The sequence below is a fragment of the Pontibacter saemangeumensis genome, assembly GCF_039541895.1.
Taxonomy (GTDB): Bacteria; Bacteroidota; Bacteroidia; order Cytophagales; family Hymenobacteraceae; genus Pontibacter; species Pontibacter saemangeumensis.
This window is the reverse complement of the sequence record NZ_BAABHC010000029.1, coordinates 811833-826099: the sequence shown is the minus strand read 5'-3', so window position 1 is coordinate 826099 and position 14267 is coordinate 811833. Positions and strand designations below refer to the sequence as shown.

Below are 14267 nucleotides of genomic sequence, written 5' to 3'. Positions count from 1 at the left end.
GTCTCCGGGCCGGGTGCCCCGCACGGCTACAAGGAGTTCGGAATCAAGGCCAATAGGCAAGCTTTCGATTAGCGCGTGTTGTGCTTGCCGTGCCTCCTTATGGCCACTCTTGCCGGGCTGGAGAAGTTCTCCTGGTAAATTCCGTGATAACTTCTCCTTTAAAGGTTTATACAAGGGAAGACGTAAGTGGCGGCTGAAATAAATAAAGGGTTTTGGAATAAGGTCTGTCGCTACGCATAGTAGTAAAGCCGTCTACTGAAGCAGGTGTGCTGCTTTAACTGTATACAGCATGGTAACAACATATGCTTACGCCTGGGAAGTCCTTACAGGACGAGTACACTGTTACTGGAGCCGAACTCATTCGGCTTCTGGCTGTCTGCCTCTGGCTCGTTCATCCATTCCTTCTTGTTCACCAGGTACCTGAACTCGTGTTGGGTGTCCTTTGGGAGGGAAGCATCATAAGTGAAAAAGCCGCCTTTTTTCCTGGTCATCGGAACCGGGTTCTCCCAATCGTTATGCAAGCCCAGGATTTCAACTGTCTCCGCATTTTCAGGGGCTACTGTAAATTTAACTTTACAGTGATTCTTCGTTTTAAGATAAGTCTTCTGCAACATGTTACTTTTTTTATAGGAAAAACAAAATTTACCTTTAATACGTGCCTTCCGCAAAAGTAACCCATGAGCGGGTAAATTCATACTACGCAACGAAAGAATTCAACAGCGCCTGAAAGGCCGCTATAATGTTTTTGAAGGGAATATTTTAGAGAGAAGCGCGCCGCTGCGGTGCGGTTCCCCGCCGGCAGGAGGCTTGCTTCGCTGAGTTTTCATGCTTTCCGCTTCTTTCGCCTGTCTTTTTGCTTTATTTTTGGGTGATGAGAAAAACTGCCTGCCTCTGTTTTCTAAAGCTCCTTGTCCTTTGTCTTTTCGCTGGCCAGCCTGTTTTCGCGCAGCAAGCGCCGAATAATGTGCCTCCGCAGGCTGACTCGGTTTTCCTGGCTCCTGTCGATAGTACTGCCGGGACGCCCTTCTTTTTGCTGGATACCCTCGACTACCGAGTGTTCGGTGACGGGAACTTCACCCAGGGGAACGTAAACCGCAGCCTGTTGGTGTTGCGGGCCGAGGTGACACTGGGCGGGCCGGTGCTGTCCATTGCCACGAATCCACGTTTCAGCTACGGGAAGCAGAACGGGGAGTTGGCCGAGCGCGATACCTATGTAGACCTGTTCGTCGACGTGTTCAAGAAAAGGAAGACCTATGTTTTTGGCCTGGCCACGGTGGAGATAAGCAACCTGCGGGGCATTGATTTGCGGCAACTGGCCGGGGCGGGGGTCGGCTACCGCGTGCTGCAGACCGACCGCAACACCCTCACCCTGACAAATGCGATCATCCATGAATCGACTGATTTTACGGAGCGCCCTACCATTGTCACGCAACGGAATTCTTTTCGCGTCAAAGGCAACCATGCCTTCCTCAGGGAGAAAATCAGGTTTTCCCATGTCACTTTTGTGCAGCCGTCGCTGCGCGATTTCTCAAACCTGCGCTGGAACACGCTGCTCTCCCTGGAACTGCCCCTGACCAACTGGATCGCTATCCGTACCAGTTTCGCCAACACCTACGAGAGCGAGGTGGAAGCCACCCGCAAACACCACGACTCTCACCTGACGTTTGGTGTTTCCCTGGGCAAGCTAAAATAATCCAGGCAGTAAAAAAACAGTTTTATATATAGGGAATGCTGCTATTTTGACTATGTCGGCCCCCATGTGTGCTCCTGTTATATAGGCTGTATTTCAATCTGCGCGAACACCATAAACCGGCCGGAACGGGTTGAATTGCCGACCGAAAGCCGATCCGTCCGGCAGATTTAGAGGCTATGGATATAGGGGCGTGGCCCCGCCAGTGCGCTCAGAATTCTCTCGGTTCGTGATTTTCTGCACCCGCCTTTGTACTCGGGGCGGACGTTGTGGGAGCGCAGCAAAGCCAGCCTGATTATCAAAACTGAATAAAAAGGTTTATTTTGTGAGCAGGAGCGCCAGAACCTGACAAAAAGGGTGCTGCGCCCTCCTGACGCGGGAATTCCCGCTGTTCGTCTATCGCCTGTAACTGTCCCGGATATGAAACTTTGCCTGCCCCTCTTTCTCTTCCTTTTGTTTTTTGCCCCTGCAATGGCTCAAAAGCCGCTGAAAATGGCCATCGCGGGGCTTAGCCATGGCCATGTGGATTGGGTGTTTAACAGGCCGGGTAAAACGGACATTGTGCTGGTGGGGGTTTACGAGCCGGACAGGGCGCTGGCGAAAAAATACGCGAAGCGGTACAAGCTTGACAAAAACCTGTTTTTCGACGACCTGGAGAAGATGCTCGACCAGGTAAAACCGGAAGCCGTCTCCGCCTTCGGGGCGAACAGCGACCATATAACCGTCGTCAGGGCGTGTGCCCCCAGAAAGATCCATGTGATGGTGGAGAAACCGCTTGCCACGACTTTTGCCGATGCACAGGAGATCCAAACGCTCGCCCAAAAAAGCGGCATCCATGTCCTGACCAACTTCGAGACTTCCTGGTACGCAAGCAATCAGTATGTTGAGGACCTGGTGCAGGAGGGGAAGCTGGGAGAGATACGGAAAGTGATGGTGAATGACGGGCACCAGGGGCCAAAGGAGATTGGCGTAAGCGAAGACTTCCTGGAGATTCTGACAGACCCTCTTAAAAACGGGGCAGGTGCGTTGATGGATTTCGGGTGCTACGGGGCCAACCTGATGACCTGGCTTCTGAAAGGGGAGAAGCCGGTTTCCGTCACAGCGGTAGCCCATCAGAACAAGCCTGAGGTCTACAAAAGTGTGGATGATGAAGCGTCTATCATCCTGCAGTACCCGAAAGCCCAATGCATCATACAGGGTTCGTGGAACTGGCCCTTCTCCCGAAAGGACATGGAGGTTTACGGGGAAAAAGGGTATGCGATTGCGGTGGACGCCACCACGGTCCGGCAACGGCTGGAAGAGAAATCCCCTGAAGCGGTAGTACAACTGAAACCCCGCCCCGCACCCTACACCGACCCTTTCTCCTTGCTGGCGGCCGTCGTAAGCGGCAGGATAACGCTCGACAAGTACGATCTCTACGGTTTGCCAGTCAACGTCACGACGGTGGAGATTCTGGAGGCCGCAAAAGAATCGGCAATGTCGAATAAAACGGTGTTCTTAAAATAAACCTCAGGAGGGCACGGGAGAGGGACAGGGCAATGGGCGATAAGACAAGCCGTTTGCGCAGGAGCACGGTGCCTGCCGGATCCCATATGGCAATCCCGCTCTCATCCTGACAGGAAGTTCTAAACTAGATAGTTATATATGGCTCCAAAAGTACAAAAGCTGTCGCCGAAAGGATTTTTCCTGTTACTCTGTGTCTTTTCTCTCCTGCTGCATCCGGCGGTGGCCCAGAAGAAGAAAACGAACGGCGGAAGCGACAGGGCCGCATGGCTCGGCTATATGGATAAGGTGGCCCGGCCGGTGTTGTCTCACCTGGCATCGGATCAGCTGAAGGCGAAAATGCCCGTTGCCTTGTCTGCCAAGATCGACAACAAGGCATCGCGGGAGAAAGTGGCATACCTGGAGGCCTTTGGCAGGGTGATGAGCGGCATCGGGCCCTGGCTGAACCTGGAGGGCGGATCGCGGGAGGAAGTGGCCCTTCGGGACCAGTACCGCGCCTGGGCTATAAAAGCCGTGGGCAACGCCGTTAACCCTGCTGCGAAAGACTATATGGAGTGGAACGGGGGGCAGCCCCTGGTGGATGCCTCCTTTCTGGCCCTGGGGCTTATAAAATGCCCCTGGCTGTGGGAGCACCTGGACCCGAAGGTGCAGGAACAGGTGATCACGGCTTTCCGGGCCACGCGGAACACTGTGCCGGTGTACAGCAACTGGATTCTGTTTTCAGGGATGATCGAGGCTTTCTTCGCCAATTACGGGATAGCATATGATGCAGTCCGGATCGAGTACGGGATCAGGGAATTCTCCGAGCATTGGTACGCGGGAGACGGCATGTACTCCGACGGGATGAACTTTGCGCTGGATTACTATAACAGCTATGTCATTCAGCCTTATATGGCCACGATACTGGAGGTGGCCGGCAAGCAAAACAACAGGTATGAGAAGTATGCGCCAACGTTTGATAAAATAAGCAAGCGCTACGCAGAAATTCAGGAGCGCATGGTCAACACGGACGGGTCATTCCCTGTTATTGGCCGCTCGATCGCCTACCGGGGCGGGGCGTTTCATCATCTGGCGGACATGGCGTGCCGACAGCGGCTTCCGGCCTCGTTAAGCCCGGCACAGGTTCGGGGTGCTTTAACGGCGGTGAACCGGAAAACGCTGGATGCGCCCTCCGCCTTCACAAAGGATGGCTGGCTGAACATTGGCCTGTATGGCTACCAGCCGGATGCAGCTGATTTTTATATCACCACCGGGAGCCTGTACCTCTGCGCAGCTATCTTCCTGCCGCTTGGCCTGCCGGAAACAGATCCGTTCTGGGCAGCGCCAGCCGCTCCCTGGACGGCGGTAAAGGCCTGGACAGGGCAGGATTTCCCAGCAGATCACGCCCTGGATCTCCACTGAAAGTGCTTGGGGCAGTAGAGCAGGAATGCATCGGATGCCTTAAGACGAGCAGGCAAGCAAGAAAGGGCAGCAGGGCCTGTCGCTTATATATAAATTAACTAGCCATATATAAGTTAAGAAGAGTACCGTTCGGATGTCGGAGTGACAACGTACCGCCACTTAAAAGAAGCTGCGCATAGAGGGCTACGGTGCTTTGGGTTGTCTTTCTTTGGCTTTTGCCGGTCATCGACAAATAGAGATCGGTTTATACCGCCGTATGCCCCATCCCGCCCGTGTGATTCAAAAAAATGATTTAGGAACACCCATCCGCCCAAGGTAAAATTTGCCAGCTGGTTTGGTTGATGTTTTTCTTGTAACATTCACGAAAATAGCATGTTACGTATTTTGGGGCTCGGCAGGTGATGTTTGACGAGCCCCTGTGCAGCCTCCGGATGCAGCAAAATCAAAATCACCCTTAGCTTCACATATATAAACTCGTCTTAGGCCACCCCAAACCATAAGCACACCATAATTAATCCTTCAGATAACCGTTATTATAAAACAAATGCGTATATAGTGTAAATATATGTTGATTTATTTCAATTAATACCAACCCCTGCTCGTCTCAATTATGAAGGTGCATCACATCCAAAAAGCTTCTGTATGAACAACAGGAGAACAACACGCGAAATGGAACCGAACAGGTCCAAGTCTAAACCGCAGTTAGGTAGGGTGCTCCTGATTGATGACGATTCGACAAGTAATTTTTTAAGTGCCTTTGCGCTCCGACGGACCAATGCGACAGCGCAGATCGTGGAAGCAGAGGACGGCCGCGAAGCGCTGGAGCTGGTGGCGAAAGAGTCTTTCAACTTTATCCTGCTGGATGTGAACATGCCCAACATGAACGGGTATGAGTTTCTGGAAGCACTAAAGCAAATGGGCGAGTCGACCGGGTTCACTCCCCCTGTCATTGTGCTGCTGACCACGTCCGAGAATTACCTGGATTGTGACAGGGTCACACAAAACCCCATGGTGAAGGGGCTGCTGACAAAACCGCTTACCAATGACCATATCGTCTACCTCACAAGCCTGGCCCAAAGCGATAGCAAGCCGACACAGCCGGTTTAAGCGGATTGCTGCAGAAGCAATACAGTCTAACGCTGCAAATACTTTCTCTTCACAGGTGCCGCTCCGGCGCCCCCCTTCAGGCTGATCAGCCATATGCTGGCGCCTCCTGCCAGTGCTTTCCTGCACCGGCCATCCCTGCCCCCACGCAGCCACTGAAGCATGCACATTTCTCCCCTACGCAGGACTGCTTTACCCGAGGCATCTTCACACAAAGCCAGGCAATTTCCTGTCAAATTCATAGTTGTTGGATATTTCTCTATTTATATGCTACTTGTCATAGGCTTTTTGCAGCAGCAGAAAAGTATGCTGCTGCATTTTAAATCCAGGGCGAGCCATATATCCCCGTATGGTGTGCTCAGCGTAATTAAATGAACTGCCAATGAATTTCCTTTGCATGAACACCCGGCGTTTGCCTCACTTGAATGGCGCCTCTACTGTTTTTAGCGCAGCAAAAGTAAATCCCGCCTTCCATGCCGCGATGCTGCTGGCTCTTTGCCTGATGATGGGTTGCAAGCCCTCCGGAAATGGACAGGTATCAGGAGACGGCAACGCATCGGAAACAGCGCCCCTCGGGAACGTGTCCTTCACAAAGCAGGTGCTGACGGACGAATTCGTTGCCGAGGGTGTAGCGGTGGGCGATGTGAACAATGACGGCAAAACGGATGTGCTGGCCGGCGCCTACTGGTTTGAGGCCCCCAACTGGGAAAAGCATGAACTGACGGAGCCCCAGCAGTTTGAATACGACAAGGGCTACAGCAACGCTTTCGTGAGCCACGCCATGGATGTGAACCTGGACGGTTGGGTGGATTTCGTGCGGGTTGGGTTTCCCGGCCAGGAGGTGCTCTGGTTCGAGAATTCGAAGCAGGAGGGAGGCCACTGGAAATCGCACCTCATCCATAAGACCCTGGGCAATGAGTCGGCCGGATTCTTTGACGTAGACGGCGACGGCAGGATGGATGTGCTGGGCGGAGACTCCCCCACGGGCGAAATGGTCTGGTTTAAGGCCCCCGTTTCCGGTGACAAGCCGGAGTGGCAACGGTTTCCCATCAGTAAGGAGAAGAGCCCCGGCACGGAGCCGTTCTCGCATGGCCTTGGCCTGGGGGATATGAACCTGGACGGGCGACAGGATGTGATCATCCGGGAAGGCTGGTGGGAAGCGCCGGCAGATCCGAGATCACCGGACTGGGTGTTCCATGAGGCGAACCTCGGCGAGCCGGCCGCCCAGATGTATGCCCATGACGTTGACGGCGACGGAGACCAGGACGTGGTTTCCTCCTCGGCGCACGCGCTCGGGATCTGGTGGCACGAGCAGGTGACCGACGGGCAGGGAAATGCGGAGTGGAAGACTCACCTCATATCGGATGCCTTCACCCAATCGCATGGGCTGGTGCTCACGGATATGAATTCGGACGGGCACCCGGACCTGGTGACGGGCAAGCGCTATTTTGCCCATATGGGCAAAGACCCGGGCGAGTTTGAGCCGGCGGTGCTGTACTGGTACGAGTTCAGGCCCGGTGCCACGCCGGCGTGGGTGCCGCACCTGGTGGATGATAATTCCGGGGGAGGGGTCGAGGTGGATGTGGAAGACATCAGCGGGGATGGCCTGAAGGATATGGTGGTCGCCAACAAGAAAGGCGTCTTCGTATTTAAGCAGCAGCGGGACTGACAGTATCTGCTTTTGCCGCACGATATAAAACATCACCAAGAATTGACCTAATGCTTCGCGCTATGAGAATCCTGTTGCTGCTGTTCGTATTATTTGCTTCCTGTATCTCCTCCGCCGTGGGGCAGTCCTACGGGAAAGTTATCCAGCTATTCGACGGCAAGACCTTTAGGGGCTGGGAGGGAGACACTGTCCACACCTGGCGCATACAGGACGGGGCTTTGGTTGGAGGCTCCCTGACGGAGACCGTGCCGCACAACGAGTTTATCAGCACCACGGAGAACTATACCAACTATGTGCTGAAACTTAAATTCAAGCTGACTGGCAACGAGGGCTTCATCAACGGCGGCGTGCAGTTTCACAGCCAGCGGATAACCGACCCGCCCTATGAGATGACAGGCTACCAGGCCGATATCGGGGAGGGCTACTGGGGCAGCTTATACGATGAGTCCCGCCGCAACAAGCTGCTTGCCGTGGCGGATTCTGCTCAGGTCAGGCGACTGCTCCGGCCCGGCGAATGGAATGACTACGAGATCCGGAGCGAAGGGCGCCGAATCCGTATACTACTGAACGGGGAACAGACGGTTGACTACACGGAAGAAGACGTAGCAATTCCCCAGTCGGGCCACATCGCCCTGCAAATACATGGCGGCGGCAAGGCGAAAGTGTTCTATAGCGATATCGTACTGGAAGAATTGCCTGCAAAAGGCAGGAAAGAATAATAAGTCCCTTTGAGGGGTTTACAAAGGCGGGGTTTATTTTATCTTTAGGCTATATATACCTTGTGTTCTGAATCATATATAGATCCCCTGCCAGGCCTTTATTTACCTGTGACCAGTATTTATATATAAATTCATGATTCCTGGATTGGCTTACTTCATTCATTAACTTAGATCCCTGTCTATATGATGCCTTTTACCCGCCAGCTTTTCTTATTACTGCTTGCAGTCACACTCCAAACACACGCTTACAGCTCAACTTCGGTTTCCGGCATTTCAATAGAAAGCAAAGCTGTGCGATATGACCGTGAATATACGCTTCAGGCCACGATTCTCGGGTACTTCGATGCAGACGGGACGCGCAACCCGGTTCTTAAAGCCCAAAAGGGAGAGATGGTGCGCATCCGGATTGTGAACGGCGAGCGCATGACCCACGATATTGTCCTCGAAAAGCTCGGCGTCAAGAGCGAGGTGCTGGTGGAAAAAGGAGACACGGCCAGCATTGTCTTCAAGGCTGTCGCAAACGACATTTACTTCTGCTCCATTCCCGGGCACAGGGCGGCCGGTATGGAAGGGAAGTTTGAGGTGGTGGATGGTCCCATTGTAAAGGAAAAAACCATTGCCGGTCAGGTGCCCCAGCAAGGCGGGAAAGCCCTGAACCTGGGTTTTGAGAGAGGAACCCTCCAGGATTGGAAAGCAACCGGCGATGCCTTCGCGGATGCCCTCCTGTCCCAGGACCCTTCCCCCCTGCATGACAAGGACATGGAAATCGGTTTTTCCGGGAAGTACTTTGTGAGCAGCGGCGGGACTAAAAACCACAAGGCAACCGGCACGCTTACCTCGGTCCCCTTCACGGTGACGCACCCGTTCGCCTCCTTCAAGGTTTCAGGCGGCGCCTTACAGGACACCCGGGTGGAACTGGTAAGGGCAGACAACGGGGAGGTTTTCTTCCAGATCTCCGGATCGGGGCGAGCCACGCTGCAGCCTGTCGTGGTGGACCTGACGCCAGTATTGAACAAGGAGATCTTCATTCGCATCATCGACAACGAGACCGGCATCTCGCAGATACCTTATATAGGCGACGATAAATTTGCGCACATCAACTTCGATGATTTCCTCTTTTACCCCGCCCGCCCGAATTTCCCCAACGAGCTGAAGAAGAGCGACATCATCATCCTTCCTCCTCTTGACCCGGTTATCCATTCAGGGCTCTCGGGCGCGGAAGCGGCTAAAAGCATGACAACAGAGGAGGGATTCTCGGTGACACTGGCGGCGGCGGAGCCGGATATCGTGCGCCCGATTAGCTTTACACTGGATGCCCGTGGCAGGCTTTGGGTGGCCGAGGCGCACACGTACCCGGTGCGGGCACCCGAAGGACAGGGCAAAGACCGCGTGCTCATATTTGAGGACACGAACGGCGACGGCACCTTAGACAAGCGAAAGGTGTTTATGGAGGGCCTGAACCTGATCAGCGCCATTGAAGTGGGCATGGGCGGCGTCTGGCTCGGATCGGCGCCGCACCTTTTATACATACCGCTCGACGAAAAAAACGACAAACCGGCGGGTCCTCCGCAGGTGCTCCTGGATGGCTGGGGCCTGGACGACACGCACGAAATCCTGAACAGCTTCCGGTGGGGACCGGACGGCTGGCTCTATGGCACGCACGGCGTTTTCACGCAGTCGAATGTCGGCAGGCCGGGCGCACCCGACGCGGAGCGGACAAAGTTAAACGCCGGCGTGTGGCGCTATCACCCGACCACAAAGCAGTTTGAGCTGTTTTCGGAAGGGACCAGCAATCCCTGGGGTGTTGACTTCAACGACTACGGGCATTCCTTCATCACCGTGTGCGTGATTCCCCATATGTTTCACGCCATCCAGGGGGCCAGGTACCAGCGGCAGGCCGGAGAGCACTTCAACCCCTATACCTACGAGGATATCAAACAGATAGGAGACCATGTGCATTGGGTGGGGGGCAGGGGGCCGCATGCCGGCAACTTCAGATCAGACGCCAAGGGAGGCGGCCACGCGCATGCAGGTGCCATGGTGTACCTGGGAAGTGAAAAATGGCCCCGGGAGTACCGCAACAACATCTTCATGAACAACATCCATGGCAGCCGGGTGAACGTCGATCTGCTGAACAGGGAAGGCTCGGGGTATGTGGCAGGCCACGGGGATGATTTCCTGCTGACAAACGACACCTGGTCGCAGTGGCTGAACCTGAGATACGACCCGAGCGGCTCGGTCTTCGCCATCGACTGGTACGACAAGAACCAGTGCCACAGCCCTAACCCGGACGTGCACAACAAAACCATGGGCCGTATCTTCAAAATCAGCCATGAGACGGATGAGTGGGTGCAGGTGGATCTTTCAAAGGCGTCTGACAAGGAACTGGTGAATTATCAGCTCCATAAAAATGAGTGGTACGTGCGGACCGCCCGGCTTATTCTGCAGGAACGCGGACCGAATAAAAAAGTCCACAAAGCTTTGAAGAAGATACTGAACGACAACCCGGATGTGACCAGGAAGCTGCGGGCGCTTTGGGCGCTTCACGTCACCAGGGGCCTCAAAGAGAAAGACCTGCTCGCCCTGCTGGATCACGGGAATGAGTATATGAGAAGCTGGGCGATCCAGCTGCTGGCAGAAGACAGGAACCTTTCGGACACTGCCCTGAAGCGCTTTGCGGACTTGGCAAAGGCAGATAGCTCTGCGCTAGTGCGGCTGTACCTTACATCGGCCATCCAGCGGACAGCGCCGGAGAAAAGGTGGGAGACGCTTGAAGCCCTGCTCCAGCGGGAGGAGGACAAGGACGACCACAACATGCCCCTGATGCTCTGGTATGCCTTTGAGCCGACCGTGCCGACAGACGTGAACCGGGCCGCTGACCTGGCGCTGAAGGCCAGGGTGCCGCATGTGCTGCCTTTTACCATCCAGCGCGTGGGCGCGATGAAAACCGCGGAGTCCGTGAAAGTGCTGGAAAGCCTGCAGCAGCGCCTGGAGAAAATGGAGCAGTCGCATGAGAACCATGAGATACAGGCCCTGATCAAAAAGGCGCTTGCAACGAAATAGGAAAACACCCGCGGCCTTTAGGTTTGCTTAGCGATTATATGTCGCAATATCCGTTTTCTCGGCCTGTTATATATAGCACGATGGGGAGGTTTGAAACCCTGCAGCTCCATCTATTGAACAAAAGCCCCTGTAAAGTATTTTTACAGGGGCTTTTGTTCTGTTTCCACATCAGCTGGTTCATGCGCATTCCATTTCACCTGCCTGCAGCTTCCACTCCCTGGAGTGCGGAGGCGGGTTCTGTAGCACAGCTTCGTGCACAGGATGCAGTTGTAGGGGAATTTTCACGCTCGTGGCATTACCCAACGCTGCGGATCCTGAAAACCCGCTAAATACGGGTATGCGGTTTTCTAGAAGCCTCCAACTCCGGAATCAGGCAGTACTGCGTTATAGGATCAGGGTGGGGTGGCTTGCGAAAGCCCGGTAAATACCTTAGCTTTATATATGGTGGAAGGTATATAAATTCTGAAATGATGCTTTATTCCTGATGCAGAATTCGGAAGACGAGCCTACAGAATCCACTGCCACTGTGCCGGGAGCTTATCTTTAAAGGAAGCAGCCTCAGTACTATATAGCTTCACTAAAATGACGTATCGGATACAAAAGAATTGGGTGTTGCCTCTGCTGCTGGCGGGTTTAATGGCCTGCAGCAGCAGCAGGCAGGCGGCCACTGTTCCCGCTGTCGCGGCCCCGGCCACACCGGAAGGATATAAGTTGGTGTGGCAGGACGAGTTCGGGCAGGATGGTAAGCCGGATAGCGCCGGATGGTCCTATGAATACGGGTTTAAGCGGAACCAGGAACTGCAGTGGTACCAGCCGGAGAATGCCACTGTACGGGACGGCGTGCTGGTGATTGAGGGGAAACGGGAGCGGGTGAAGAATGAGTTTTATGATCCCTCCAGCGAAGACTGGCGCAAAAACACGCCGTATGGCGAATACACCTCTGCGAGCATCAACACCAACGGCAAAAAGGCTTTCCAGTATGGCATCATCGAAGTCAGGGCCAGGATAGACACGGCCATGGGCCTGTGGCCCGCTATCTGGACACTGGGTGTCGAAAGGCCCTGGCCTGCCAACGGGGAAACCGACATCATGGAGTATTACCGCGTGCAGGGGCAGCCGACCATACTGGCCAACGCCGCATGGGCGCACGAAAACAAGCGCGCGGCCTGGGACGAGCGCAAGATCGACTTCGCACATTTCCTGAGAAAGGACCCTGACTGGCCCGGGAAGTTCCATGTCTGGAAAATGGACTGGACGCAGGAAAGTATCCGGCTGTACCTGGACGATGAACTGCTGAACGAGGTGGATCTGAACCAGACCCTTAACCCGGACGGCTTTAACCCCTTTCACCAGCCGCATTACATTCTCCTGAACCTTGCCATCGGCTCCAATGGCGGCGACCCTGCGGCCACGGATTTCCCCAGGAAATACGAGGTGGATTATGTAAGGGTGTACCAGAGGGAGTAGACACTTGCCTACATATAACATGCTTCCTGAACACGGAGGCATATATAATCCTCAACCAGGAAACGTCAGACCAGAGAACATCTGCGCGGAGAAGCAGGTACGGTGTGTCTATATACCGGACGTCTGCTCTTTCTGTAGGAAGTCAGAGATGATCTGCTGGAGCCGGTCCTCCGCTTCGATGTAGCGTTTCAGCAGCGTGAACTGGTTTTGCGTCCTGACCAAGTTTTGCTTGGGGTAGGAGGTGGCGTAGTAGGTGTCGCCGCTCAGGAAGTCCGTCAGGAAGCGGAGGGCCTGCATATAGATCATGAACTTGCCCGCGTACAGGCAGAGCTCCTTTTCAGCGGGCGTGAGTTGTTTGGCCATATCAGAGAAATAGCCTTCCATCACCGCAGCAAAATAATCCTCGCGGATAGAGATGCTGCCTAAATCCTTCTCCTCCTCGTTCACGGGGGAAAGATAGGTTCGCATCATGTCGCCCACATCGCTGATAAAATAGCCGGGCATCACCGTGTCCAGGTCGATCACACAGAGGCCTTTGCCGGCTTCATCAAACAGCACGTTGCTGATCTTGGTGTCATGGTGGATCACCCGGAGCGGGATGTCCTTGTTTGCCTTGATGGACTGGTACGTCTGCACGAGCCCCTGGTGAGAAAAAGCGTCCCGGACAGACTGTTCCGCCGCCGCCAGCCTTTCCGGGCTCGCCTGCTTATATGCCGCTTTAAACTGCTCGAAGCGCAGCCCCAGGTTGTGGAAATTGGGCAGGGTGTAATGAAGTTCCTGCGTGTCAAAACCCGAGAGGAGGCTGGTAAACCTGCCAAACTGCCGGGCCGCCTCGTATGCCTCCTGCCTGGTGCTAACGGTATCGATGGTGTGTGAGCCGGCCACAAAAGGCGTCAGGCGGTAAAAATCCCCGGCGCTGTTTTGCACCAGGTACGCGCCTGACGTGGCAACGATAGGGGATATAAACAGGTAACCGGGGGCGTGCCTGGCCAGAAAACGGCTGATCTTCCGGATATTCTCGGAGATGTCGTGCGGCGACTTAAATACATCGCTGTTGATTTGCTGCAGCACATATTCCTTGTCAGCCGCAGTTACTTTCCAGGTCCGGTTGATCAGCCCTGAGTCTATCGTTTGGAGCTGGCAATCGTTGGCGGGCAGCCCGTAAGCCGCTATGATATCGTGAAGCATAAGTAGTGTTTCGTTATCCGAACAGCTTTTTCAATGCAACTGAATCGGGCACATATCGCTGTGGCATTTTCTCCGGCTCCGTAATCCAAGAGGAAGCGGTAGATATGGCCATGGCATCAGGTCACTGTCTCTCAGTTCAGAAGATTTTGCCGGGCCTATATGGGTACAGCCATATAGGCTTGTGGCAGCTTTTGCCAGCGCATCGGGGCTTGTGCTCATATATCAGGTGCCCCTGTTTTTACCTCGGCTATGTTTTATGATTGTGTGTTCGTTCACGCAATATAAGATACTCTCCCAAAATACCATATACTATTGGGGGATTTGATCTTCCGCGTAAAGTTAATTTTGAACAGACACGCAACTTTTTATGGCCAATTGGCTGGTAGCGGCGGCATTCCCTGAGCAGCATACACGATTTCATATATCCTATGGATTTCCCAAATCCCCAGGCCTCGCGCATCCG

Annotated in this window: 10 protein-coding genes; 8 read left to right on the top strand and 2 right to left on the bottom strand. The window is 54.2% G+C overall.

Annotation, left to right across the window (positions count from 1 at the left end; translation table 11 throughout):
- Positions 1-323: 323 nt before the first annotated feature.
- Positions 324-614: an isoamylase early set domain-containing protein gene (locus tag ABD920_RS21735; RefSeq protein ID WP_345162252.1), complete on the bottom strand. Its 291-nt coding sequence runs from the start codon at positions 612-614 to the stop codon at positions 324-326.
- Positions 615-871: 257 nt separating this feature from the next.
- Between ABD920_RS21735 and ABD920_RS21730 the strand changes: the two genes are divergently transcribed.
- The 8 genes from ABD920_RS21730 to ABD920_RS21695 all read left to right on the top strand — a co-directional run bounded on the left by ABD920_RS21730 (position 872) and on the right by ABD920_RS21695 (position 12616).
- Positions 872-1693 carry a DUF481 domain-containing protein gene (locus tag ABD920_RS21730; protein WP_345162249.1) on the top strand — a complete coding sequence of 274 codons (822 nt, stop codon included), beginning with the start codon at positions 872-874 and terminating at the stop codon, positions 1691-1693.
- A 468-nt stretch (positions 1694-2161) separates the two neighbouring features.
- On the top strand, positions 2162-3196 hold the full coding sequence (locus ABD920_RS21725) for a Gfo/Idh/MocA family protein (RefSeq protein ID WP_345162247.1): 1035 nt from the start codon (positions 2162-2164) through the stop codon (positions 3194-3196).
- 138 nt (positions 3197-3334) lie between these two features.
- A complete protein-coding gene (locus ABD920_RS21720; RefSeq protein WP_345162245.1) occupies positions 3335-4594 on the top strand; it encodes a DUF2264 domain-containing protein in 1260 nt (419 codons plus the stop codon).
- Between the two features lie 642 nt (positions 4595-5236).
- Positions 5237-5701: a response regulator gene (locus ABD920_RS21715; protein WP_345162243.1), complete on the top strand. Its 465-nt coding sequence runs from the start codon at positions 5237-5239 to the stop codon at positions 5699-5701.
- A 379-nt stretch (positions 5702-6080) separates the two neighbouring features.
- Entirely contained in the window at positions 6081-7367 is a 1287-nt protein-coding gene (locus ABD920_RS21710; RefSeq protein WP_345162241.1) for an FG-GAP-like repeat-containing protein, read from the top strand.
- 62 nt (positions 7368-7429) lie between these two features.
- Positions 7430-8086: a 3-keto-disaccharide hydrolase gene (locus tag ABD920_RS21705; RefSeq protein ID WP_345162239.1), complete on the top strand. Its 657-nt coding sequence runs from the start codon at positions 7430-7432 to the stop codon at positions 8084-8086.
- Between the two features lie 186 nt (positions 8087-8272).
- Positions 8273-11149 (top strand): PVC-type heme-binding CxxCH protein, encoded by a 2877-nt coding sequence (locus ABD920_RS21700; protein WP_345162383.1) that lies wholly within the window; start codon positions 8273-8275, stop codon positions 11147-11149.
- Between the two features lie 582 nt (positions 11150-11731).
- The gene (locus tag ABD920_RS21695) at positions 11732-12616 is read left to right on the top strand and encodes a glycoside hydrolase family 16 protein (RefSeq protein WP_345162237.1); all 885 of its coding nucleotides are present in this window, start codon (positions 11732-11734) and stop codon (positions 12614-12616) included.
- Positions 12617-12724: 108 nt separating this feature from the next.
- Here the strand turns inward: ABD920_RS21695 and ABD920_RS21690 are convergent, their stop codons facing one another.
- Positions 12725-13804, bottom strand: a complete 1080-nt coding sequence (locus ABD920_RS21690) for a phosphotransferase enzyme family protein (RefSeq protein WP_345162235.1) — start codon at positions 13802-13804, stop codon at positions 12725-12727.
- Positions 13805-14267 lie beyond the last annotated feature (463 nt).